This is a genomic window from Burkholderia sp. M6-3 (genome assembly GCF_050858985.1).
Taxonomy (GTDB): domain Bacteria; phylum Pseudomonadota; class Gammaproteobacteria; order Burkholderiales; family Burkholderiaceae; genus Paraburkholderia; species Paraburkholderia caledonica.
The window spans coordinates 3,334,070-3,357,154 of sequence record NZ_CP110090.1; the positions used below are offsets into that span (position 1 = coordinate 3,334,070).

The following is a 23,085-nucleotide window of genomic DNA, read 5'->3' on the forward strand; positions in this document are numbered from 1 at the left end:
GCAAATCAGCCGCGTTTCAGCAATAAAAAAGCCGCTCTTTCGAGCGGCTTTTTGTTGCGGCCCTAGCGGGCAGTCGCGTGCGAAACGACGCGACACTCGCAATCTCAGTGCAGGATCTTCGCGAGAAAATCCTTTGCGCGATCGGACTTCGGATTGGCGAAGAAGTCTTCCTTGCGGTCGTCTTCCACGATCAAGCCCTTGTCCATGAAGATCACGCGATGCGCGACCTTCTTCGCAAAGCCCATTTCGTGCGTCACGCACATCATGGTCATGCCTTCCTGCGCAAGTTCGACCATCACGTCGAGCACTTCGTTGATCATTTCCGGGTCGAGTGCCGACGTGGGTTCGTCGAACAACATCGCGATCGGATCCATCGACAACGCGCGCGCAATCGCCACGCGCTGCTGCTGACCGCCCGACAACTGGCCTGGAAATTTGTCCGCATGTGCGCGCAGACCGACGCGATCGAGCAGCTTCAGCCCCTTCGCCGACGCTTCGTCTTTCGAGCGGCCGAGCACCTTGATTTGCGCGAGCGTGAGGTTTTGCACGATCGACAGATGCGGGAACAGCTCGAAGTGCTGGAACACCATGCCGACCTTCGAACGCAGCTTCGACAGATTGGTTTTCTTGTCAGTCAGCGATTGGCCGTTGATGACGATCTCGCCCTTCTGAAACGGCTCAAGACCATTGACGGTCTTGATCAGCGTCGACTTGCCCGAACCCGACGGTCCGCACACCACGACCACTTCACCTTTTTTGACTTCCGTCGTGCAGTCCGTCAGTACCTGAAACTGGCCGTACCACTTCGAAACATTCTTGATAGAGATCATCTTGCGACCTTTTTCTGAAGACCTTTGACGAGGCTCGACGCGATCACGCAGATCACGAAATAACACGCGCCCGCGAACAGTACCATCTCGACATTCGTGCCGTCACGATCGCCAATATTCGTGGCGGTGCGGAAGAAGTCGGCGAGGCTGATCACGTAAACGAGCGACGTATCCTGAAACAACACGATGCCCTGCGTGAGCAGCAGCGGCACCATTGCACGGAACGCCTGCGGCAGCACCACCAGACGCATGGACTGCGCGTAGTTCATGCCGAGCGCGAACGACGCGTTGACCTGCCCGCGCGGCACGGACTGAATACCCGCGCGGATGATCTCGGAATAGTACGCCGCCTCGAACAGCGAGAAAGCGACCATCGCGGACGCGAGACGAATGTCGATATCCGGCGACAGACCGAGCACGTTCTGCAGCACCTGCGGCACGATCAGGAAGAACCACAGCAGAACCATCACCAGCGGGATCGAGCGAAAAATCGTCACATAGCCCTTGGCGAACCACTCGAAAGGCTTGAACGACGACAACCGCAACATGGCGAGGACCGTGCCCCACACAATGCCGATCACGATTGCGATGAGCGTGATCTTGAACGTGACCACCGCGCCGGTCCACAGCGTGGGCAGTGCACCCGGAATACCGCTCCAGTCGAAGTGGTGCATCACTTGCCTCCGATATAGCCGGGCAACCGGGTCTTGGCTTCGACCCAGCGCATCAGTTGCATCACGACCAGATTGATCAGCACGTAGGCCAGCGTGACCGCGATAAACGACTCATACGTCTGCGACGTGTAGTCGACGAGTTGGCGTGCCTGAGCGGACAGATCCAGCAGACCGATCGTGGACGCCACCGCCGAATTCTTGAAGATATTCAGAAACTCCGACGTGAGCGGCGGCACGATGATCCGATACGCGACGGGCAGCAGCACATAGCGGTATGTCTGCCATTGCGTAAAGCCCATTGCGAGACCCGCGGCGCGCTGGCCGCGCGGCAATGCGTTGATGCCCGAGCGCACCTGCTCGCACACGCGCGCGGCGGTAAAGAGCCCGAGACAGATGATCGACGACGAGAAGAACTGCGCGCCAGGCGGCAGTTGCTTGAACCAGGTGCCCATCGAGACCGGCAGTAATTCGGGTATCACCAGATACCAGATGAAGAATTGCACGATCAGCGGGATGTTGCGAAAAATCGCGACGTAGAGCGTGCCGATGCCCGACGCCCATTTGTTCGGTACCGTGCGCAGCACGCCGAACAACGAACCGACGATCAACGCGATCACCCATGCCGACAGCGACACGGTAATCGTCACCCAAAAGCCCGACAGCAGCCAGCCCAGATAGGTGGTCGGCTCGCCGGTGGAGACCGGACTCAGCAGAATGCCCCAGTTCCAGTGATATGACATGACCAAGACTCCAGCAAAAAGAAACGGAAGAAGCGCGTGGCCCCTTCCGTTTCGTTCAGCGTTTCAAAAAAACAGCTAAGGTTTAGTCGATCGCCTTGTCATTCGGGCTCTTGAAGAGCGCCTTGATGTCGTCGCTTTCCGGGAAGTTCAGGTTCAGGCCCTTCGGCGGAATCGGCGTTTCGAACCACTTCTTGTAGATCTGATCGGCTTCGCCCGAAGTTTCGACCTTCGCGATTGCGTCGTCGACAACCTTCTTGAACTCCGGATCGTTCTTGCGCAGCATGCAACCGTAAGCTTCATGCGATTGCGGCGCGCCGACGATCACGAAATCGTTGGGCGTGTTCGATTTGGCGCGCTCGCCGGCGAGCAGCGCGTCGTCCATCATGAAGGCAGCGGCGCGACCGGTGGACAGCGTCAGGAACGACTCGCCGTGGTCCTTCGCGCTGATGATGTTCATGCCCATGCTCTTGTCCTGATTCATCTTGCGAAGCAGGCGCTCGGAGGTGGTGCCGGCGGTCGTGACGACCGTCTTGCCCTTCAGGTCGGCCCAGTCTTTAATGCCCGAATCTTTCTTGGTCATCAGACGCGTGCCGATCACGAAGATCGTGTTCGAGAACGCCACCTGTTGCTGGCGCTCTGCATTATTCGTGGTGGAGCCGCATTCCATGTCGACGGTGCCGTTCTGCACCAGCGGAATACGGTTTTGCGACGTGACCGGCGTCAGTTTCACCTTCAGGTTCGGCATGTTCAGCTTCTGCTTGACTGCCTCAACCACCTTCAGTGCGAATTCCTGCGAATAGCCGATGACGTTCTGCTTGTCGTCATAGTAGGAAAACGGAATCGACGATTCGCGATGACCCAGCGAAATAACGCCCGTGTCCTTGATTTTCTTCAGCGTACCGGCGTCTTGCGCGTGCGCGCCAACCGTAAACAGTCCGAGAGTCGCGAGCAGCAGCGCAGCCTTTTTAACCTTCATGTTTGATCTCCTTGGCAAGAACCGGCGCCAGTTTAGCAAAGTAATTATTCTGAAAGTATGGCTATAAACCATTGTTGTTGCGCGCACGCCGCTATTGCCTGGCGGCGCTTCGCACAGTCGGCCGGGGTTTCGGCATATACAAAGGCGGGCGGCATCGTAACGATGCCGCCCGCCGGGCAAAACACGCGCTCTTGTGGATCGCGTTCAAGCATACGCATTCACGTGAAATGCGCGACGGATCGGTAAGGTAACAGACCCGCCGTTTCCTGCAATTACAATCTGCGATCAGGGATACAGGCCGCGCATTTCGCGCGCTTGCAAAATCCGCTTACACGCGACGATGAACGCCGCCGTTCTCACCGACACGTTCTGCTCGCTCGACACCTGCCACACAGCGGCGAATGCTTCGCGCATCACGCGTTCGAGGCGCTGGTTGATCTCGTCTTCGGTCCAGAAAAAGCTCGAGAAATCCTGCACCCACTCGAAGTAAGACACCGTAACGCCACCCGCGTTGGCCACCACGTCCGGAATGACGAGGATGCCGCGATCGTGCAGGATGTCGTCGGCCGCCGTAGTGGTCGGGCCGTTTGCGCCTTCCACGACGATCTTCGTCTTGATCTTGCCGGCGTTCTTTTCGGTAATCTGGTTTTCCAGCGCAGCCGGGATCAGGATGTCGGATTCGACGGTCCAGAATTCTTCATTCGTGACCGCGTCGGCTTCAGGGAAACCACCGACGCCGCCCCTCTTCGCGACGTGATCGAGCAACGCAACCGCGTCGATACCGCTCGACTTGTAGAGCGATCCAGTGTGATCCTGCACTGCGACCACCTTCGCGCCGGCTTCCTGGAACAGACGCGCGGCGATCCCGCCTACGTTGCCGAAACCTTGCACGGCAATGCGAGCTCCTTCGATGTCGAAGCCGATGCGGCGTGCCGCCTCGCAACCGACCACGAACACGCCGCGGCCCGTCGCTTCGCGGCGGCCGAGCGAACCGCCGAGCGTGATGGGCTTGCCGGTCACGACGCCGGTCGCCGTTTGGCCCTGGTTCATCGAATACGTGTCCATCATCCACGCCATGATCTGCTCGTTCGTGTTCACGTCCGGCGCGGGAATGTCGGTATTCGGTCCGATGATGATGCCGATTTCGCTGGTATAGCGACGCGTCATGCGCTCCAGTTCGCCACGCGACAAAGTGCGCGGATCGACACGGATGCCACCCTTCGCGCCGCCGTAAGGAACGTTCACCGCAGCGTTCTTCACCGACATCCACGCGGACAGCGCCATCACTTCCGACAGCGTCACGTCCTGGTGATAACGCACGCCGCCCTTGCCCGGACCGCGCGACACGTTGTGCTGCACGCGGTAGCCCTCGAAGTGCGCGACGGTGCCGTTATCGAGTTCGATAGGCACGTCGACGATCAGGATGCGCTTGGGGCGCTTCAGGGTTTCGAGCCAGCGGGACAACGAGCCGAGGTACGGCGCGACGCGGTCGACCTGGCGCAGGTAGTTACCCCAAGGGCCGAGGTCTTCGCTATTCAGGTAGGAGGGAACGGACTGCAACGTTGAGGCGGATTGGGCGACTTGCTGCTGGGAAGACATGAACGCTCCGGCGTTGTTCGAATAGCAGCATTGTCGAAAAACGCCGTTTTGAAATCCAATGCCGTTTCCTTATCCGATTATGTTTTTTTTGCATAACCCGAGAAAAGCCGCAAATTTGCGTCGTAGGCAAGCAGGTTGGTAACGGGTCGCTTCAAGAGCTGCCATGCGCGAGTTCTTCCGACACCACGTCCCACAACTGCCGCACGAGGATTTGCCGCGCGTCGTCGCTCTTCGCGGCCAGTTTGTCTCGATACAGGCGAATTTCCATTGTCAGCGTGAGTTGGCCTTCGGGCGTGCCGCGCGTGCCGCGATCGAGCCGGATCAGCTTGCCGTCCGCGACCGCGTCTTCCACCGCGCTGTGCGGCAGGAAGGCGATGCCGTGACCGGCCAGCGCCATCGCCTTGAGGCCTTCCGCCATGTCGGTTTCGTAGAGCCGGTCGAGATAGAGGCGTTCGTGCGCGTTCGCGAGAATCACCTCGGTCATGCGCCCGAGATACGCGTTCGGCGTGTACGACAGGTACGGCGTCGGCGCTTCGGCCGTGCCCGGCAACGTATGACGCGGCCGACCTGCGCGCCCCGGCGCGGAGAATGGGCTGATCGGCTCGTTGCCTAGCGTCAGCATGTCGTAGCGGCCGGGATCGAGCGCGACTGGGTGACTGGGATGGTGATAACCCATCATCAGATCGCAACCGCCTTCCACCAGCGACAGCGCCGCGTCGTGCACGTTGAGCGCGCGCAGCCGCGTATGGATCGGGCCCATTTGCGCTTCGATGCGTTGAAGCCAGCGCGGGAAGTACGTGAGCGACAGCGTGTGCGGCACGGCGAACTCGATGGTCGCTTGCGGCGTCGCTGTGTGGCCGCGCAGGAGTGCCCGGGCTTCGTGGAACTGCGAGAGCATCGCGAGCGCCTGCTCGTTGAAGACCTGCCCCGCCGCCGTGAGCCGCGTCGGATAAACCGAGCGGTCGATCAATTCGGTGCCGAGCCACGCCTCGAGCGCCTGAATGCGCCGCGAGAACGCCGGCTGCGTGACATGACGCAACTCAGCCGAGCGGCTGAAACTGCGCGTTTCCGCGAGCGAAACGAAGTCTTCCAGCCATTTCAGTTCCATGCGAAGCCTGCTGCCGGCAAGAAAGAAGAAGTCAGCATTCTAGTGGGTGTCGAGGCGACACCGGCGTTGGCCGCGAAGGCTTTATCGCAGCTTGGCCAAAAAATCGGATTCCGCCGATAGGCCCGCGCGCCGCGCATCGCTATCTTGCGTCGGCGCGAGACGCGGGCGGTCAACCCTCGTTGCGCTACACCGCCACCGCGGACACGGCCGGCACACGTCGGTCATTCCTCTACCCACGTCACCTCACCTTGCCGCGCAACACGGCCCCGCCCATGCCGCCACTCGTTTCGATCATCACGCCGACCGCCAATCGAGAGCACCTGCTGCCTGCCATCACGCGCTGCGTGTTGCGCCAGCGAGTCGACTGGGAATGGCTGATTCTCGATGACAGCGCCGTGCCGAGCGCGTATCTGCTGGCGCTGGCTTCGCAGGACGCACGCATTCGCTATTTTCATTCGCCGGCGCGAATGTCGATCGGCTCGAAGCGTAACTTTTTGATCGGCGAAGCGCGCGGTACGGTGATCGCCCATTTCGACGACGACGACCACTATGCGCCGCATTACCTCGCCCACATGGTCACGACGATGCGTGAAAACCGCGCCGATCTCGTCAAGCTGTCGGGCTTTTTCATGTATGCACCGCACACACGATTCTTCGGCTACATGGACCTCAACGCGAAAGTCGGCCTGCATTACGAACTGAGCGGCCAGTCGGTCAGTCATGTGGAGTTCCACGAAAAAATGCAGATAGGCGCGGACTTCGTGCTGTTCTACGGCTTCTCATACGTGTACGAAAAGGCACTGGCTGCGGTGTCCGCCTTCGACGATATCGACCTGTGCGACGACGAAAGTTTTATCCGGCCCGTGGTCGAAGCAGGCCGCAAAGTCATTGCCGCGGACGATCCGCAGGCGAGTTGCCTGCATATCGTGCATCCGGGCTCGACGTCGCGCTGTTTCTCGCGCTACTCGATGCCTTCGTTCATCCTGCCTACGCTATTCCCTTGCTACGAAGGCTCGCCGGCTTGAGCGTCGCAGGCTTTCGCCGCGGCACGTTCAATGAAGGCTGACGGCCGGCGCTCCGGCCGGATGCTGGTCTGGTGGTAAAATCCGCGGTTCCCTCCGTTCCGATCCGCTCACCGTGAGTTCAGTGAGCGCTCAACGCCTAGAGCCAGCCGCCATCATGTTCGACACCCGCCCCGACACCCTGTTCGCGCTGAATGCGCTCTCTCCGCTCGACGGACGCTATGCGTCGAAAACCGAAGCCCTGCGCGACTGGCTCTCGGAAGCCGCGTTCATGCGCAATCGCGTGACGGTCGAAATCCATTGGCTGATCGCCCTTTCGCGCGCGGGTTTCGCGGAAGTGCCGCGCTTTTCCGATGCCTCCGAGCAATTCCTGCTGCAACTGGCCGAGCGCTTCACCGCGCACGACGCCGCGCGCATCAAGGAAATCGAGCGCGTAACGAATCACGACGTGAAAGCGGTCGAGTACTGGCTGAAGGAATCGGTCAAAGGTCAGGAAGAACTGGAGCGCGCGAGCGAGTTCATCCACTTCGCGTGCACGTCGGAGGACATCAACAACACGTCGCACGGCCTGATGCTTGCGGGCGCCCGCGAACACGTCATTTTGCCGGCGCTGCGCACGGTGCATCAGAAGCTCGTTGCACTCGCTCACGCGCAAGCGGAGCAGCCGATGCTCTCGCGCACGCACGGCCAGCCGGCTAGCCCGACAACGCTCGGCAAGGAGATCGCCAACGTGGCCGCGCGCCTCGAACGCGCGATCGACCGTATCGCGAAGGTCGAACTGCTCGGCAAGATGAACGGCGCGGTCGGCAACTTCAACGCGCATCTGTCGGCGTATCCGGAGTTCGACTGGGAAGCGTTCTCGCGTGAAGTGGTCGAACAGCGTCTGAAGCTCGCATTCAATCCGTACACGATCCAGATCGAGCCGCACGACTACATGGCCGAGCTGTTCGACGCGGTCGCGCGCGCAAATACGATCCTGCTGGATCTCGACCGCGACGTGTGGGGCTACATTTCGGTCGGCTACTTCAAGCAACGCACGAAGGCCGGCGAGATTGGTTCGTCGACGATGCCGCACAAGGTCAACCCGATCGACTTCGAAAACTCCGAAGGCAATCTGGGTCTCGCAAACGCCACGCTGCGACATCTCGCCGACAAGCTGCCGGTTTCGCGCTGGCAGCGCGACTTGACCGACTCCACGGTGCTGCGCAACATGGGTGTCGCGTTCGGTTACTCGCTGCTCGCGTACGACTCGCTGATCCGCGGTCTCGACAAGCTCGAAGTGAACGCGCAGCGCCTGAACGAAGACCTCGACAATTGCTGGGAAGTGCTGGCCGAGCCAGTGCAGACGGTGATGCGCCGCTACGGCATTGAGAATCCGTATGAGCAGTTGAAGGAATTGACGCGCGGCAAGGGCATCACGCGCGAGGCGTTGCAAACGTTCGTGGGCGGCCTGGCCATTCCGCAAGACGCGAAAGACCGCCTGCTTGCCATGACGCCGGGTTCGTACATCGGCAAGGCCGTCGAACTGGCGAAGCGCATCCGCTAAACGCCGTCGTCATTCTGCAGGGCAAAAAAAAGCCGCTCAATCGAGCGGCTTTTTTCATCTCACCGGCAAACACTGCGCCAGAACTTACCGTTTTTGGACCTGCTTCAACACCTCGTCCACGATCTGTTCCGGCGACAGTTCAATGCTCACCGTCACTGCCTCGTCTGCACCCGGCTCTTCAAGCGTATCGAGCTGGCTCTGCAGCAGCGACGGATCGAAGAAGTGCCCGGTACGCGTGGTCAGACGTTGTTCCAACACCTCGCGCGAGCCCTTCAGATAAACGAAGCACACGTCCTTGTCGCCGTCGCGCAGAATGTCGCGATACGAGCGTTTCAGCGACGAACATGTGAACACCGCTGTCTCGCCCGCCTTCTGCTTTTCTTCGATCGCGGCGCGGATAGTTTTGAGCCACGGCCACCGGTCTTCGTCGGTGAGCGGAATGCCGTGGTGCATCTTCTCCTTGTTGGCGGCGCTGTGGAACGCGTCGCCGTCGGTGAACGCGCAGTGCAGGCGTTCCGCCAGCATCTCGCCAATTCTCGTTTTGCCGGCGCCCGACACGCCCATTGCGATCAGAATCATCAAAAACTCCTTACAGGACCGCCGCTAGCGCGAAGGTCAAGCCCAAACCCATCAACGAAATGATGGTCTCGAGGAGCGACCATGTCTTGAAGGTCTGCCCCACCGTCATACCGAAGTATTCCTTGATCAGCCAGAAACCGCCGTCGTTCACGTGCGAGAAAATCAGCGAGCCCGAGCCCGTTGCCAGCACGAGCAATTCCGGCTTCACTTGCACACCGCTTGCCGCCGCGATTGGCGCGACGATGCCGCAGGCAGTGGTCATTGCGACCGTCGCCGAGCCCGTGGCAAGACGAATCAGCGCCGCGACCAGCCAGCCGAACAGCAACGGCGACAAGTGCGCTGCGGTGGCCGCAGCAACGATTTCCTTCGAAATGCCGCTATCCATCAGCACGCGCCCAAAACCGCCGCCCGCGCCAACGATCAGCGTGATGCCCGCGATCGGCGCAAGACATTCGCCGCAGAATTTCTGGATCTGATCGCGATTGAAGCCACGGCTCGCACCGAAGGTCCAGAAGCTGACCAGCACCGCGATCAGCAGCGCGACGTCCGAGTTGCCGACGAAATGCAGCAGGTCGTTCGGCAAGGTCTTCGGCGTGAACACCAGGTCCGCCCAGCTACCCACCAGCATCAGAATCACAGGCAGCAGAACCGTGAAGAGCGTGATGCCGAAGCTCGGCAGTTCGCGCTTCGGCGCCGTGTTCGTTGCACCATTTTTCGCCGCGTCGTCGTGACCGAGGAATTGCGCGGCCAGCGCGTTTTCTTGCGGCAGCTTGACGTAGCGGCTAATCAGCAGCGCAAACAGCGGACCGGCGACGATAGCGGTCGGCACGCCGATAATCAGACCATAGGCAATCGTCTTGCCGATATCGGCGTGATACTGCTGCACTGCGAGCATTGCGGCCGGATGCGGCGGAATCAGCCCGTGCACGACGGACAGACCCGCGACCATCGGCAGGCCGACCAGCAGCAGCGATTTATTGGTGCGCTTCGCGACGTTGAAGGCAATCGGAATCAGCAGCACGAAGCCGACTTCAAAGAACACCGGCAGACCGACGATGATCGCGACGACCATCATCGCCCAGTGAATATTCTTCTCGCCGAACCAGTTGATGAGCGTCGTGGCGATGCGTTCGGCGCCGCCCGATTCGGCCATCATCTTGCCAAGCATGGTGCCAAGCCCCACCACTACCGCGATGTGACCCAGCGTGTTGCCGTTGCCCGTTTCGAACGATTTGACGATGGTCGCCATCGGCATGCCGGACGCAAGCCCGAGCAGCAGCGACACGATGATCAGAACGAGGAACGGATAGACCTTGTAGCGCGTGATCAACAAGATCAGCAAGGCGATGGCGATTACCCCGAATACCAGCAGCGTGCTGCCGTGAACAGCTTCCATGAAGCTCCTCCTTTTTGCGTTATTGATTGTGGGTGCGCAAGACAGCAGCCACCTCGTCTCATGGCGACCGGCACGCATCAGAACTATGCGAACCGCGCGGACGCTGAATTTTACTGTTTGTTGTCTCGAAATGCCCGCGAAACTAACGAGCATATTTGCAACGAAGCCTCGCCGCGACAGCCGGAGCGGCTGTATCGACGAGGCTTTTTGCTTTCCTGGTTCGCTGACCGGGCTAGATGCGGCGGATAGGAACTAGTGAGCGGGCGCGGCCAACTGGCTAGCGGCGCGCGCAAGACGCGTGACTTCTTCCCAGTTCTGCGCGGCCAATGCAGCTTTCGGCGTGAGCCATGATCCGCCGACGCACACCACATTCGGCAACGACAGAAAGTGCGTGGCCGTTTCCGCGGTGATGCCGCCGGTCGGGCAAAACTTCAGCGTCGGGAACGGGCCATGAAAAGCTTGCAGCATTGGCACACCGCCCGCTTGCTGCGCCGGGAAAAACTTCACGATCTCGTAACCGAGTTCGAGCGCGGTGATGATGTCGGTCGGCGTCATCACACCAGGCAGAAGCGGCAGTCCGGCGTCCTGCGCGGCTTTGTGCATGTCCTTCGTGAGGCCCGGCGAGACACCGAACTGCGCGCCTGCTTTCTTCGCCTGAGCGCAGTGCTCGGGCCGGGTGATCGTGCCGACGCCGACCACGATGTCATCGGCAAGGTGGCTTGCGCGCTCAATCGCTTCCAGGCCGGCAGCCGTGCGCAGCGTGATTTCGAGCACCTTCACGCCGCCCGCATGCAATGCGCGCGACACGTGTTCGCCCTGCTCGGCGGAATCGAACGCAAGCACCGGAATCACCGGACCAAGGCGCACGATATCGCTTACTGTTTTCGACGTCATTGTCAAACTCCTTGTTTCTGCCAGCTGCCGGTTGGCGCGCTTGGCTGGCTGGATGGCTGGCTTGATTGATTGCCGTTTTTTCTGGCGACTCAGTTCGCCCGGCGAGGGTACCGCTTACCCCGCCTGCGTGGTGCTCGCAACAGTCACGCCCGGCTCACCCACATGGCTCGCAGCAGGGGCGATGTGCTCGCCGTGCGATGTCGCACGTTCGCCCACCATCGGCCCGAACACCGACGCGCCCTGCTCCGCCGGCGCTGCCGCCGCGCGAAACACACCGAACAGCTCGCGGCCAAAACCGACTTCGTTCTCCGCCTGATGCAGCGGCACGGCGTTCGGGCGCGCAGCCCATTCGGCCGGGTCGATCTCGATGTCGAGCACGCCAGCTTCGGCGTCGATCACCAGCATGTCGCCGCTGCGCACCTTGCCGATCGGACCTTGCAGCAGTGCTTCCGGCGACAGATGGATCACCGCGGGTACCTTACCCGACGCTCCTGACATGCGCCCGTCGGTGACCAGCGCGACATGGAAACCTTGATCCTGCAACACACCGAGCAGCGGCGTCAAACGATGAAGTTCCGGCATGCCGTTTGCCCGCGCGCCCTGGAAACGCACCACGGCAATGAAGTCACGCTTCAGTTCGCCGTTATCGAACGCTTCCTGCACGGCTTCCTGCGAGTCGAATACGATGGCCGGCGCCTTCACCTTGCGATGTTGCTGCGCGACGGCCGAGATCTTGATCACGCCGCGTCCAAGCTTGCCCTGCATCAAACGCAGGCCGCCGTCCGCCTGGAAAGGCTCCTTGATGCCGCGCAACACCGCGGTGTCTTCGCTGGCCTGTACGCCTGGAACCCATTGCAGCTTGCCGTCGAGCAGCTTCGGTTCTTCCGTGTAGTGATGAAGTCCCTTGCCCGCCACCGTGTTGACGTCTTCATGCAGCAATCCACCTTCGAGCAGATTGCGCACCAGGAACGCCACGCCACCGGCGGCGTGGAAATGATTCACGTCGGCTTTGCCATTCGGATAGATCTTCGCGAGCAGCGGCACCGCTTGCGACAGCGTGTCGAAGTCGTCCCAATCGATCACGATGCCGGCGGCACGCGCAATCGCGACGAGGTGCAGCGTGTGATTGGTCGAGCCGCCTGTCGCCAGCAGAGCGACGATTCCGTTGACGATCGCTTTCTCGTCGATCACGTGACCAATCGGCATGTAGTGGCCGCGCTCGACGGTGAGGTCGAGCACGCGGCGCGCGGCCTGGGCGGTCAACGCGTCGCGCAACGGCGTATGCGGATGCACGAAAGCCGAGCCGGGCAGATGCAGGCCCATGATTTCCATCAGCATCTGGTTGCTGTTCGCGGTGCCGTAGAACGTGCAGGTCCCGTGGCCGTGATAGGCGGCGGCTTCCGCTTCGAGCAGCGCGTCGCGGCCGCACTGGCCGGTTGCGAACTGCTGGCGCGTCTTGGCTTTGTCGTCGTTCGAAAGACCGCTCGTCATGGGGCCGGCCGGCACGAAGATGGTCGGCAGATGGCCGAACTGCAGCGCGCCGATCAACAGGCCCGGCACGATCTTGTCGCAGATGCCGAGGCACAGCGCCGCGTCGAACATATTGTGCGTAAGCGCAACCGCAGTGCTCATCGCGATGACTTCGCGCGAGAAAAGCGACAGCTCCATGCCCGCGTTGCCTTGCGTAATGCCGTCGCACATGGCCGGCACGCCGCCCGCGAACTGAGCGACACCGCCGTTCTCGCGCGCGGCCTGCTTGATGATGTCCGGGTAGTTTTTGTACGGCGCGTGAGCCGACAGCATCTCGTTGTACGCGGAGACAATGCCGATGTTCGGTTCACGAATTTGCTTGATGACGAGCTTGTCATTGCCTTCCAGGCCCGCGAAACCGTGGGCCAGATTGGCGCAGGAAAGCGCGCCGCGCGCCGGGAACCTGCCCTGCGCCTCGTGAATACGCGCGAGGTACGCCTCGCGAGTCGGCTTGCTGCGTTCGACCACGCGCTGCGTGACCTTTAACAATTGCGAATGCGGGGAAACCATCGGAGCTCCTTCGTCGCTGGCGGCAGGCGCGCGGACATGATGCGAGATAGATATCGCGGAGAGTCGAATCAACCAACGACGGCAATGTTAGTAGAAAAACTACACGTCCGCAATCGGAATCCCTGCTGCAATGCGACATCGGCAATTCCGCTGAACGCCTTGCTGACGGCTGATCCGAGAGATTGAGCAAAGAGCTAAGGGATAACACCTACGGCGGATATGTAGTTTTTGTACATACTAGGCAATCAGTTATAGTCCACGCATTCTTCAGCATAGTGCGAGATTTCCGATGATGCTGTCCCAGGTTGAAGAGATGCGCGAGCAGCTGCGCCCCTCCGAGCGCAAGCTGGCCGATTACGTGATCGAGGCGCCGCGCGAGGTGCTCGATCTTTCGATGACGGAAGTCGCCGCGCGTGCGGGCGTGAGCCAGCCGACCATAGCGCGTTTTTGTCACGCGCTCGGCTTCTCGGGATTCCGCGAGTTCAAGATCCGGCTCGCGCAGGGCATTGCGACTGAAGTACCTGCCGTTTACCGGGACGTGCGCGCGGACGAACCGGCGCCGGGCGTCGCCGCCAAGGTGTTCGACCGGACGATCGGCGCGCTGATCCAGGTGCGCAACAATCTGTCGTCGGATAGCGTCGCGGCGGCGATCGACGTACTCGCCCAAGCGAAGCGGATCGAGTTCTACGGCGCCGGCGGATCGGGCATCACCGCGCTCGACATGCAGCACAAGTTCTTCCGGCTGGGTATGCCTAGCGTCGCTTATTCGGACCCGCATACGTTCCTGATGTCGGCAGCGATGCTCGGCCAGGGCGACGTCGTGGTCGCGATTTCGAATACGGGGCGCACGCGCGATATCGTCGATGCAGCCAGGTCGGCTGTGGCGGGCGGCGCAAAAGTGATTGCCGTGACGCATGGCAACTCGCCGCTCGCGCGGATCGCGTCGGTAGGACTATTCGCCAACATCGACGAAGACACCGATATCTTTTCGCCGATGACCTCGCGCACTTCGCATCTTGCGATCGGCGACATTCTCGCTGTGGGCGTCGCGCTAAAACGCGGGCCGGAGCTTGCGGAGAAACTGGCGGATGCGAAAGAACTGATTGCGCGCAGAAGAATTGGGACAGACGGATGAAGGGTTGCGCAGGGGAGCAATCCCCTTTCACTGCGTGTTGCTTTACCTGAATGCAAAACGGGCTCCCAAGGGAGCCCGTTTGTTTTGTGTCGCTCGAAGGACACTTGGCTAATCACAAGTCTGCGTCGCCCGAGGTCAGCGCCATCAGCAAGCGGCCGCGAATGCGCGCGACCACCTCCGACCAGTCGCCGCCCGGAAGCCGACGGAACAGACGCATTGTCGGATACCACGGACTGTCATTGCGCGTGTAGTGCCAGCGCCAGTCGCCGAAGAACGGCAGCATCAACCACACCGGCTTGCCCATTGCAGCCGCCACATGTGCAACCGATGTATCCACGGTCAGCACGACGTCGAGCGCGGCGATCGCGTTGGCAGTTTCGTCCATGGTGCGCAGCGAAGCGCCGACATCGTGGAAGTTCGGCAGACGCTTCGCGTAGGTCGCAGCTTCGTCGGCACCTGCGCCCTTCTGCAAACTGAAGAACTCCGCGTCATCTACCTTGAACAGGTCGTCCAGCACAGAAAGTGACGGCAACGACCGCTGCCTGTCGTTCTCATGGGTCGGCGCGCCTTTGAACACGACGCCCACTTTCAGCTTGTCCTTACTTTTCGTCAACGCAGCGAACCCGGTTGTGCCCGGCGCATGCAGGTATGGCACGGACTTCGGCAACGCTTCGAGGTCCAACGCGACGTGAGCCGGAATCGCATGCGGAAACACCCAGTAGTCGTGCGGCGGCAGCTCGGCGGCTTGCGCGACGCTGAGCACCGTGTCGGCCTCTCCCGAGCGCTCGAACAACGCCACGAGCGGTGCCTGACATACCACCGACACCTGCGCAGCGCCACATTGCTCACGCAGAATACGCGCGAATCGCAAGAAGAAGATTTCGTCGCCGAGACCGAACTCGCTCCATATCACGATTGACTTCCCGCCGAGCGGCTCGCCGGACCAGGCAGGAATCGTCGACGGCGGTTGCACTGTCGTGCGGCGCTGCCATCCGAACTTGCTCATCCACGATTCGCGCGTGCGGAAGCCTTCCTGTATCTTGCCTCGCGCGATGGTGTGCAGCGCGAGATAGAGCCGCGGCAGATGCTGATCCGGCAGACATTCGATGCATTGAGCCCACAGTCGGTCGATATCTTCGATGAGATCCCAGCGCAACCATGCAAGCATCGCGCCGTGGTAAACCTCGAAGCGGTACGGATACGTTTTCACGGCGAGTCGCCAGGCACGCAGACTTTCCTGCGCGTCTCGCGCCTTCGACGCAACGTTCATCATCTCGCGCGCGCTCGGTACCGCGCGCTTTCGCAGCACGATTTCGATCGCACATTCGGCGAGACCACGCGCTGTCTGATCGACATTCGCGCGCCGCTCATCGTAATTCTCACGCACCAGAGTTACGCGTTCGCACGACGCGACCGGCGCGAATGCACGCACCAGATCCAGCACGTTCACCGAGCCCGGCAGCGTTTTCTCCGGCTTGCAGATCGTGAAGCTGACCTTGTGCTCGCGATTGAACGGGCTCGGCCATTTGCCCTTCTCATACAGATCTTCGTCGGGAACGGTCAGGATCGCATAGCCGCCCGGCTTCAGCAGTTCCAGCCATCTGGCGAGTCCCTGAAACGGATTGGCCAGGTGTTCGAGGCAATGGCTCGAGTGCACGAAGTCGAACGATGCGTCCGGTGCGCCCGCCATGCGAAGCGCGTCGCCTTGTGCCTTGTCCCATGACACGATCTCCGTCACGCGCGGAAAGGCGTGTGCATGCGCGCTCAAGGGGTCGTCGCCGGCGCCGATGTCGATGCCTTTGCCCGCGAAGTAGTGCTGCTGGAACGACGGGTCGCGTGCGCGACGCATAGCGGATTTGCTGGTCTCTTTCATGTTCGTCTCACTGCGCTCCATGCAGCTTGTCGAGCCACAACGCTTGCATACGCTCACCCAGGATTTCCGGACGTCCGTGGAAGATCAGCTTTTCAATGGCCTTCGGGCCTGCCATTGCCGCGGCCAACTCGCGTCGTTCGTGCGCGTTTTCGATCAGACGCAGCGCGGAAGCCTTGTATTCGTCGTTCGTCTTCGTGATGGTCCACTCTGGAAAACCGAGGCGGCGGAACATACCTTCGTCGATATGTTCATGCACCTCGCGGCCTGTCTTGCAGACACCCACGAGCCCGGCCCAGACCGTATCGACGATTCCGTTCGTGTTGCCGAACGGGAACGGGTTCAGGAACATGTCGCAACCGGCGATCACCTTCATGTAACCGGCGTAGCCTTGATGCTTGTGAACGACAGCATTTTTCCCAAGCAATCGACGTATCAGGTTGCGCACTTGCGGAAATACGAGACCCGTCGCCTGACCTACCAGGAAATGGAACTCCACCGGCACGCTTGCTTCGCGGGCAATCGCTGCGCACGTGTGCAGGAAACCTGGGTTGAGCTTGATCGTCGTGCCGGCCACTGCAATTTTCACGACATTGGACGGCTCTTTCTCAGCCGGCAGTTCCAGTTCGAGCATGGCGGCCGGCGCGCGATACGGCATGCCGTCCGAAGGCAGCTTCAACAGCTTTTCGCTGAAGCATGCTTCGTCGCCCACATAGTCTTCTTCGACCACGACGTAATCCATTGCATGACCGTGGGTCGTGGCCGGATGACCCAGCGCCATCAATTGCAAAGGCGCGACGCGCAGGCACGCGAGGACCATCGTGATCGGGAACATGCCGACGCTCGGCATGTACATCTGCTGCGCGTTGCGCGCCTCGCTCGTGTCTCGCGCATGACGCGCGGCTTCCCACACGTTCGCGCCTTGCAGCGGGATGAACTCATGAAATACCGCCTTGCCGGCGTCGTCAACACGGCCGTCGTAGCCCATGCCGATCAGGTGGAACTTGTCGCGCATCGCGACGAGCGTCTGCGAATGCGTGCGATAGATCGAGTGGTTCTTCGAGAACCATTCGAGCACGACCAGAAGCACCGGCTTCTCACCCTCGACACCAGCGGCCGTGCGCGTGACGTCCGTAATGCCAAGCGACTCGAGCTTGCGGCGAATCAGCGCGTTAATCGGCTTCTTGATGTCGTGCTTGGCCGCCATGTCCGCGTAGCTGCAGTGCATGTAGACGTCGTGCAAGACGCCCATCGGCAGGGAATCGATGCTGTCGATCTGCTCGAGCCGCTCGGGCAACCAACGCAGCAGCAGTTCGCGCTTCTGGTGCGCCGACGGCGTGCCGAGAAAGCGCGACGACATGATCGTCATCGCAAGAGATGCGGCCATCGTCTTGTCGAGTTTCCACAGCGCGTCCCAGTCGAGACGGACTTCCGACTCCGGCAGATAAAACAGCTGGAACTTGCGGACTTCGCTGTTGCGCAGCTCGATGGCATTGCGCGCGTGCTCGTCGACGCCAAGCGACCGAAGAATGTGATCGGCGTTGCGGAACGGGCTCGCGGCAAACATCGCGGCAAGCCAACGCTGGAACAACGCCGTGCGAACGATACCTGCGTCGGAGAACGTGAACTTCGGATCAGTCACAAGGCTCGTGATTGCGGACGTGAGACGTGCGAGCAGGTGATCGTCCATGATGTCCTGGGCTTCATTCGATTGAGCCCAGACGTCGACGTCCATCAGGATGCCGTAATGCTGGTCGATCTTGCTGAGCAGCTGAAGCAGTTCACGGCTCGCCTTTTCGTGTTCACGGCGGTACGTTGCGTACCTTGATTGACGGTCATCGTGTTGGTGTTCTGCGAAATGCTCGCCTGACCTGCCATCACCTGGCCGTTGGTCGGCAGCGACTGCGCGCGGCTCACCGACGGCTGAAATGCGACGAGCGCGACGGCCATGGCGGTCATCGTGGAAACGACGCCCAGTTCGCGGCCCGAAGGACCCACGCCGGCGCTTTCACCTGCTTGCTTACCTTGACTCGCGACGTTTTCCGCGACAGCGACGAGCATGCCGAGACGTTTGCTAAATACCCGGCGGAACCGATTCTTTTCATGAAACACTCATAATTAAGTTGGACACACGACAACCGCGCACTGCGGCTCGACATTGAGCGAAGCGGGGCTATGCCGTCGTGCTTTGCTAATGTTCGAAGTTGAGAATATGAGACGCGTCCAACAGACAGAATCAGACGAGGACTAAAAGCGCGTCCTGCGGCGGCAGGCGTTTGCAGACAAACGTGGAGTCGATGCGGCGCGCTTTAGGGCGCAGAGGCGGGCTTGCCGTCTAGCAGGCTAGCGGCGAGAGAATGGAAGAGTCCGTGAGGCGCTTGCGCGATGGACGCAAGCAAGAAATTCGATGCGAAGCGAGTCCGCCGATATTAGCGGCGAGGGATGCCGCGCACGGACAAGCGCGGCAAATGTGCCGCACCACAATTCTGAAAAGTCTTAACGAAGGCGGCAGGGTTCAGCGCCTGAAATCGGTGGGGAAGCGGAAATTTAGGATGCCCACAGAGTGTGCGGACCGCTTCTAAGGAGCAAGCTTCACACATTCACTCTTGTAGCTGAGCGGCGGGGGAATGCCGCGTCGCTGAAGCCAAGCCACTACGTTAGTTGTCACGCTGCGAGCGACACTACCCGCAGCGTGACATGCGAACAATTAGTCATCCGACACGCTCGGCGTGTGACTCACATCAAAACGGCTTGATGACCACCAGCGCGACCGCGGCCAGCATCCCGAGCACGGGCAGTTCGTTGAACATCCGATACCACTTGTGCGTGCGGCGGTTCTGCCCGCGCTCGAATGTCCGCAGCAACACGCCGCAGTACGCGTGGTAAATCACCAGCAGCGCGACGACGCCGACCTTCGCGTGAATCCAGCCCTGTCCTTGTCCGATTCCCACGACGAGCCAAAGCCACAACCCGCAAATGAGCGCCGGCGCTGCGATCAACGACATGAAGCGAAACAGCTTGCGCGCCATGATCAGGAGACGCTTCACCGCCGCCGGCTCGGTTTCCATCGCCAGGTTGACGAAAATGCGCGGCAAATAGAACAGACCGGCAAACCAGGAAGCGACCAGAACGATATGAAACGTCTTGATCCAGAGCATCGGATGTCCTTGGGTGCGTGTTGAGTGTTGTAACCAGCGTGTCGTGGTCAGCCTGTGTTGACAGCCTGTTGTGACCAGCGGCGGCAATCATGGCGGCCATCCATCGCGACGCACAGTGACCGACGGTCGCGGCAACGTCAGGAGGCGTAGGCAGGCGGACAAACGTGGCCGCGTTGCACGGCCACGCCTACCGTTGGATGAGCGCTTATTGACGCCCTTCGCCATGCCCGAGCACGACATACTTCAGCGACGTCAAACCTTCCAGTCCCACCGGACCGCGTGCATGAAGCTTGTCATTTGAGATGCCGATTTCGGCGCCAAGGCCAAACTCGAAGCCGTCGGCGAAACGGGTCGATGCATTCACCATCACGCTTGCCGAATCCACTTCGCGGAGAAAACGCATGGCGCGGTCGTGGTCTTCGGTGACGATTGCGTCGGTGTGCTGCGAGCTATAAGTGTTGATGTGCTCGATCGCCGCGTCCAGATCGTCGACCACCTTGATCGCCAGCACCGGCGCGAGATATTCGGTGCGCCAGTCGTCTTCCGTTGCATCGACCAACGGGCCCACGCCCGCGTCGGCCAGCACCGCACGCGCCGCCGCGTCCACGCGCAACTCAACTTCTTTCTCGCGATACAGCCTGCCAAGAGGCGGCAACACCGTCGATGCGATATCACGCGCGACGAGCAGCGTCTCCATCGTGTTGCAGGTGCCATAGCGGTGCGTCTTGGCGTTGTCGCAAACCGTCAGCGCCTTCGCGAGATCCGCGCGGTCGTCCACGTACACGTGGCAGATGCCGTCGAGGTGCTTGATCATCGGCACTCGCGCTTCGTTCATCAGCCGCTCGATCAGACTCTTGCCACCGCGCGGAACGATCACGTCGACGTACTCGCTCATCGTGATGAGCTTGCCGACCGCGGCGCGGTCCGCGGTTGCGACGACCTGCACGGCGTCCTGCGGCAAACCGGCAGCTTCGAGCCCCTCGCCGATCAGCTTCGCGAGCGCCGTATTGCATTCCAACGCTTCCGAACCGCCGCGCAGGATCGTGGCGTTGCCCGACTTCAGGCAGAGCGCGGCGGCGTCGATCGTCACGTTAGGACGCGATTCGTAGATGATGCCGATCACCCCGAGCGGCACGCGCATCTGCCCGACCTGAATGCCGCTTGGCCGGTACTTCAGATTGCTGATCTCGCCGATCGGGTCGGCGAGCGCCGCGACCTGGCGCAGGCCTTCGACCATCGTTTTCAGCGCTTTATCCGACAAAGTCAGCCGGTCGATGAAAGCCGCGTCGTGGCCTTTGTCGCGTGCCCGCGCGAGGTCACGCGCGTTGGCTTCCTTGAGCAACGCGGCGTCGCGCTCGATACCCGCTGCGACCGCCGCGAGTGCAGCGTTCTTCGCGGCCGTCGACGCCCGCGCCATCGCACGCGAGGCCTGGCGGGCGCGGCGGCCGAGGTCGGTCATGTACTGGTCGATATCCATGTGATTCTCGTGATGGCGCGCACGTCGACGTGCGGCGCAAAGGCTGATTAGCGAATGATTCAACGATTGTAAGTCGGGGCAACGCGCTCTGCTTGCGATGGTGGCCAGCGCTATCTATCCCGCGGAATCCGCCGACTCTTCAGCACGCGAAGCCCGGCAGGCTAAAGCGAACTAGTGGTCCGGACGGTTCAGCCGTCCGCCAGAGCCGTGGCGATCGTCATGCCCTGCGTGTGCCCACACCGAATGTGACCACGGCCTGGCCTGCATTACCGGATCACGCCGGCCTGCGTGCGCCCGCTGCGGCTCCGGCTGCTCCTCGAGGTCGCGGCGGCGGAACAGGCGCCGTTTTCGGCGACGCGACCGTCATCGCGAGTTCAAACAAGCCGTCCCAAGGATCGGGCGGCGGGTCATTGCGATGATTGCCAGGCGTGCCGCCCGACAAGCCCTTGACCTGGCGGTCGAGCCGCGCCGCCAGCGCCAGCGCTTTTTCAAGCGAGGCCTCGGTAACACGTGACAAAGCCGGCCCGATCAACCGCTCGCGCGGACCCCAGACGCGGTTTTCGCGCACCAGCATCGCGAGCGGTTTGCCGGCCGCGACGCCGCGTTTGATGCGCAAAAGCGTACGCAATTCTTCGACGACCGCCCACAGCACGAGGACCGCGGCTTCGCCTTCGCCGCGCAGGCCGTCGAGCATGCGCGACAGACGGCCGACGTCGCCCGCGAGCATCGCCTCGTTCAGCTTGAACACGTCGTAGCGCGCGACGTTGAGCACGGCGTCGTGAATCTGCTCGAAGCTCAGCGAGCTGGCCGGATAAAGCAAGCCGAGCTTCTGAATTTCCTGATGCGCCGCCAGCAAATTGCCTTCGACACGCTCGGCGATAAACGCGAGCGCGCGCCGCCCTTCTTCCCCGGCGGCGACCCGCTGGCCTTGCGCCGCGAGCCGCTGGCCGACCCAGTTGGGCAACTGCGCGCGCTCGACCGGATCGATTTTCAACGCGACGCCCGCGTCGGCAAGCGCCGTGAACCAGGCGGATTTCTGCGTGGCCGCGTCGAGCCGCGGCAGCGTGATCATGGTCAATACGTCGTCATTGACGGCGGCCGCCAGCGCTTTCAGGGCGTCTGCGCCTTCTTTACCGGGCTTGCCCGACGGAATGCGCAGTTCGACCAGTTGACGGTCACCAAACAGTGACATCGACTGGCTCGCGCCCAACAGCGAACTCCAGTCGAAACCGCGCTCCACGGTGAACACGGAGCGATCGGTGAAGCCGGCCGCGCGCGCCGCCGCGCGAATCCGGTCGCACGCTTCCTGCGCGAGCAGATGCTCGTCGCCGTACACGACGTACAGTCCGGCGAGTCCCTTGGCGAGATGCGCTTCGAGCGCGTCAAGTCGCAGTTGCATGGCTATGTAGTTCTCAGATCCCGTCGACGCCCGCGCTCACAGCGGCGGCGGCGGCAAAGGCGCACGCGGCGCGACGGCCGGCACCTGCTCACCCGGCGCCGGATGCAGCGAACGGACGCTCGAAAGACGGCGCGTGAGCTGGTCGATCGCGTCGTTTTCCATATCGGCGAAGAGGATGTCCGACTCGGCGGCTTTCGCTTGCGAGTACTTGTCGCTATAGGTCATCGCGCGGTTCAGTGCGATCACGCTCGGCGGAATCAGCACCGTGCCGTCCTTGCCGATCAGCGAGTAGTTCATGGAGAGATTCAATTGATACTCTTCCACGACGCCCAGTGAGTTCAGCGTCAGCGTGCTGTAGCCGCGGCCTTCGGTAATCTGCAACGTAGCGTCCGCGCTGGTCACCGAGTTCACCACGACCGTGTCGCTGCCGCCTTGCACCATGCGCGCGAGCCGCGCGTTCGCCGATGCCGAACCGCCGGCGACGAACAGGCGCTTGAACGCATAGTCCTGCTGGCCGCGCAATTGGAAACCGCACGCGGACAACATCAATACGCTGCAAGCCAGCGTCAAAAAAAACGATCTGCGAGTCACATTGGCTCCTGGTTCGCAGTGGGTTCCCGGCGAGAGGCACGCGCCGCCGCA

The 23,085-nt window shown here is 61.4% G+C and carries 20 protein-coding genes and 1 pseudogene; 3 read left to right on the forward strand and 18 right to left on the reverse strand.

What is annotated here, in order from left to right; all coding sequences use genetic code 11:
* Nucleotides 1-104: 104 nt before the first annotated feature.
* The 7 genes from OH764_RS14490 to OH764_RS14520 form a co-directional block, all read right to left on the reverse strand.
* The gene (locus tag OH764_RS14490; RefSeq protein WP_020069309.1) at nt 105-830 is read right to left on the reverse strand and encodes an amino acid ABC transporter ATP-binding protein; all 726 of its coding nucleotides are present in this window, start codon (nt 828-830) and stop codon (nt 105-107) included.
* Nucleotides 827-1,504 (reverse strand): glutamate/aspartate ABC transporter permease GltK, encoded by a 678-nt coding sequence (gltK, locus tag OH764_RS14495; RefSeq protein WP_020069310.1) that lies wholly within the window; start codon nt 1,502-1,504, stop codon nt 827-829. The genes OH764_RS14490 and gltK overlap by 4 nt, the downstream gene beginning before the upstream one ends.
* Entirely contained in the window at nt 1,504-2,244 is a 741-nt protein-coding gene (locus OH764_RS14500) for an amino acid ABC transporter permease (RefSeq protein WP_020069311.1), read from the reverse strand. Before OH764_RS14500 ends, gltK begins: the two co-directional genes overlap by 1 nt.
* An 82-nt stretch (nt 2,245-2,326) precedes the next feature.
* Nucleotides 2,327-3,220 carry a glutamate/aspartate ABC transporter substrate-binding protein gene (locus OH764_RS14505; protein ID WP_498847254.1) on the reverse strand — a complete coding sequence of 298 codons (894 nt, stop codon included), beginning with the start codon at nt 3,218-3,220 and terminating at the stop codon, nt 2,327-2,329.
* A 44-nt stretch (nt 3,221-3,264) separates the two neighbouring features.
* The gene (locus OH764_RS14510) at nt 3,265-3,432 is read right to left on the reverse strand and encodes a hypothetical protein (protein WP_179214155.1); all 168 of its coding nucleotides are present in this window, start codon (nt 3,430-3,432) and stop codon (nt 3,265-3,267) included.
* Nucleotides 3,433-3,505: 73 nt separating this feature from the next.
* Nucleotides 3,506-4,819, reverse strand: coding sequence for a Glu/Leu/Phe/Val family dehydrogenase (locus OH764_RS14515; RefSeq protein ID WP_498847255.1), 1,314 nt, complete (start codon nt 4,817-4,819; stop codon nt 3,506-3,508).
* 151 nt (nt 4,820-4,970) lie between these two features.
* A complete protein-coding gene (locus tag OH764_RS14520; RefSeq protein ID WP_498847256.1) occupies nt 4,971-5,927 on the reverse strand; it encodes a LysR family protein in 957 nt (318 codons plus the stop codon).
* 272 nt (nt 5,928-6,199) lie between these two features.
* Here OH764_RS14520 and OH764_RS14525 point away from each other — a divergent pair, with 272 nt between their 5' ends.
* Together OH764_RS14525 and purB are read left to right on the forward strand one after the other, a co-directional pair.
* On the forward strand, nt 6,200-6,952 hold the full coding sequence (locus OH764_RS14525) for a glycosyltransferase family 2 protein (RefSeq protein WP_498847257.1): 753 nt from the start codon (nt 6,200-6,202) through the stop codon (nt 6,950-6,952).
* 154 nt (nt 6,953-7,106) lie between these two features.
* Nucleotides 7,107-8,495 (forward strand): adenylosuccinate lyase, encoded by a 1,389-nt coding sequence (gene purB / locus OH764_RS14530; RefSeq protein ID WP_498847258.1) that lies wholly within the window; start codon nt 7,107-7,109, stop codon nt 8,493-8,495.
* Between the two features lie 84 nt (nt 8,496-8,579).
* Here purB and OH764_RS14535 read toward each other — a convergent pair whose 3' ends face one another.
* From OH764_RS14535 to edd, 4 genes are all read right to left on the reverse strand, one after another.
* The gene (locus tag OH764_RS14535) at nt 8,580-9,074 is read right to left on the reverse strand and encodes a gluconokinase (RefSeq protein ID WP_214877878.1); all 495 of its coding nucleotides are present in this window, start codon (nt 9,072-9,074) and stop codon (nt 8,580-8,582) included.
* Between the two features lie 10 nt (nt 9,075-9,084).
* Nucleotides 9,085-10,470, reverse strand: coding sequence for a GntP family permease (locus OH764_RS14540; RefSeq protein WP_020069318.1), 1,386 nt, complete (start codon nt 10,468-10,470; stop codon nt 9,085-9,087).
* A gap of 252 nt (nt 10,471-10,722) precedes the next feature.
* Nucleotides 10,723-11,364: a beta/alpha barrel domain-containing protein gene (gene eda, locus OH764_RS14545; protein WP_498847259.1), complete on the reverse strand. Its 642-nt coding sequence runs from the start codon at nt 11,362-11,364 to the stop codon at nt 10,723-10,725.
* Nucleotides 11,365-11,478: 114 nt separating this feature from the next.
* Nucleotides 11,479-13,404, reverse strand: coding sequence for an IlvD/Edd family dehydratase (gene edd, locus OH764_RS14550; RefSeq protein WP_498847260.1), 1,926 nt, complete (start codon nt 13,402-13,404; stop codon nt 11,479-11,481).
* 289 nt (nt 13,405-13,693) lie between these two features.
* Between edd and OH764_RS14555 the strand changes: the two genes are divergently transcribed.
* Nucleotides 13,694-14,539 (forward strand): MurR/RpiR family transcriptional regulator, encoded by an 846-nt coding sequence (locus OH764_RS14555; protein ID WP_087752256.1) that lies wholly within the window; start codon nt 13,694-13,696, stop codon nt 14,537-14,539.
* 112 nt (nt 14,540-14,651) lie between these two features.
* On the opposite strand, the gene OH764_RS14560 is transcribed toward OH764_RS14555, so the two are convergent.
* From OH764_RS14560 to OH764_RS14590, 7 genes and pseudogenes are all read right to left on the reverse strand, one after another.
* A complete protein-coding gene (locus OH764_RS14560; protein WP_498847261.1) occupies nt 14,652-16,412 on the reverse strand; it encodes a methyltransferase domain-containing protein in 1,761 nt (586 codons plus the stop codon).
* Between the two features lie 7 nt (nt 16,413-16,419).
* A pseudogene (locus tag OH764_RS14565) lies at nt 16,420-18,231 on the reverse strand (peptide transporter); the annotation flags it as partial.
* Complete coding sequence (locus tag OH764_RS14570; protein ID WP_498847262.1) at nt 18,144-18,470, reverse strand: hypothetical protein; 327 nt, start codon at nt 18,468-18,470, stop codon at nt 18,144-18,146. The pseudogene OH764_RS14565 and the gene OH764_RS14570, both read right to left, overlap by 88 nt.
* 680 nt (nt 18,471-19,150) lie before the next feature.
* Complete coding sequence (locus tag OH764_RS14575) at nt 19,151-19,567, reverse strand: CopD family protein (protein WP_498847263.1); 417 nt, start codon at nt 19,565-19,567, stop codon at nt 19,151-19,153.
* Between the two features lie 205 nt (nt 19,568-19,772).
* The gene (locus tag OH764_RS14580) at nt 19,773-21,044 is read right to left on the reverse strand and encodes a glutamate-5-semialdehyde dehydrogenase (RefSeq protein WP_498847264.1); all 1,272 of its coding nucleotides are present in this window, start codon (nt 21,042-21,044) and stop codon (nt 19,773-19,775) included.
* A 274-nt stretch (nt 21,045-21,318) separates the two neighbouring features.
* A complete protein-coding gene (gene holA / locus OH764_RS14585) occupies nt 21,319-22,443 on the reverse strand; it encodes a DNA polymerase III subunit delta (protein ID WP_498847265.1) in 1,125 nt (374 codons plus the stop codon).
* 36 nt (nt 22,444-22,479) lie between these two features.
* Nucleotides 22,480-23,034: an LPS-assembly lipoprotein LptE gene (locus OH764_RS14590; RefSeq protein WP_204522440.1), complete on the reverse strand. Its 555-nt coding sequence runs from the start codon at nt 23,032-23,034 to the stop codon at nt 22,480-22,482.
* Nucleotides 23,035-23,085: the final 51 nt, after the last annotated feature.

What these genes read in the sequence shown, in the direction of transcription:
- OH764_RS14490 (WP_020069309.1), bottom strand. Translation starts at nt 830, where the DNA reads ATGATCTCTATCAAGAATGTTTCGAAGTGGTACGGCCAGTTTCAGGTA.
- gltK (WP_020069310.1), bottom strand. Translation starts at nt 1,504, where the DNA reads ATGCACCACTTCGACTGGAGCGGTATTCCGGGTGCACTGCCCACGCTG.
- OH764_RS14500 (WP_020069311.1), bottom strand. Translation starts at nt 2,244, where the DNA reads ATGTCATATCACTGGAACTGGGGCATTCTGCTGAGTCCGGTCTCCACC.
- OH764_RS14505 (WP_498847254.1), bottom strand. Translation starts at nt 3,220, where the DNA reads ATGAAGGTTAAAAAGGCTGCGCTGCTGCTCGCGACTCTCGGACTGTTT.
- OH764_RS14510 (WP_179214155.1), bottom strand. Translation starts at nt 3,432, where the DNA reads ATGCTTGAACGCGATCCACAAGAGCGCGTGTTTTGCCCGGCGGGCGGC.
- OH764_RS14515 (WP_498847255.1), bottom strand. Translation starts at nt 4,819, where the DNA reads ATGTCTTCCCAGCAGCAAGTCGCCCAATCCGCCTCAACGTTGCAGTCC.
- OH764_RS14520 (WP_498847256.1), bottom strand. Translation starts at nt 5,927, where the DNA reads ATGGAACTGAAATGGCTGGAAGACTTCGTTTCGCTCGCGGAAACGCGC.
- OH764_RS14525 (WP_498847257.1), top strand. Translation starts at nt 6,200, where the DNA reads ATGCCGCCACTCGTTTCGATCATCACGCCGACCGCCAATCGAGAGCAC.
- purB (WP_498847258.1), top strand. Translation starts at nt 7,107, where the DNA reads ATGTTCGACACCCGCCCCGACACCCTGTTCGCGCTGAATGCGCTCTCT.
- OH764_RS14535 (WP_214877878.1), bottom strand. Translation starts at nt 9,074, where the DNA reads ATGATTCTGATCGCAATGGGCGTGTCGGGCGCCGGCAAAACGAGAATT.
- OH764_RS14540 (WP_020069318.1), bottom strand. Translation starts at nt 10,470, where the DNA reads ATGGAAGCTGTTCACGGCAGCACGCTGCTGGTATTCGGGGTAATCGCC.
- eda (WP_498847259.1), bottom strand. Translation starts at nt 11,364, where the DNA reads ATGACGTCGAAAACAGTAAGCGATATCGTGCGCCTTGGTCCGGTGATT.
- edd (WP_498847260.1), bottom strand. Translation starts at nt 13,404, where the DNA reads ATGGTTTCCCCGCATTCGCAATTGTTAAAGGTCACGCAGCGCGTGGTC.
- OH764_RS14555 (WP_087752256.1), top strand. Translation starts at nt 13,694, where the DNA reads ATGATGCTGTCCCAGGTTGAAGAGATGCGCGAGCAGCTGCGCCCCTCC.
- OH764_RS14560 (WP_498847261.1), bottom strand. Translation starts at nt 16,412, where the DNA reads ATGAAAGAGACCAGCAAATCCGCTATGCGTCGCGCACGCGACCCGTCG.
- OH764_RS14570 (WP_498847262.1), bottom strand. Translation starts at nt 18,470, where the DNA reads ATGCTCGTCGCTGTCGCGGAAAACGTCGCGAGTCAAGGTAAGCAAGCA.
- OH764_RS14575 (WP_498847263.1), bottom strand. Translation starts at nt 19,567, where the DNA reads ATGCTCTGGATCAAGACGTTTCATATCGTTCTGGTCGCTTCCTGGTTT.
- OH764_RS14580 (WP_498847264.1), bottom strand. Translation starts at nt 21,044, where the DNA reads ATGGATATCGACCAGTACATGACCGACCTCGGCCGCCGCGCCCGCCAG.
- holA (WP_498847265.1), bottom strand. Translation starts at nt 22,443, where the DNA reads ATGCAACTGCGACTTGACGCGCTCGAAGCGCATCTCGCCAAGGGACTC.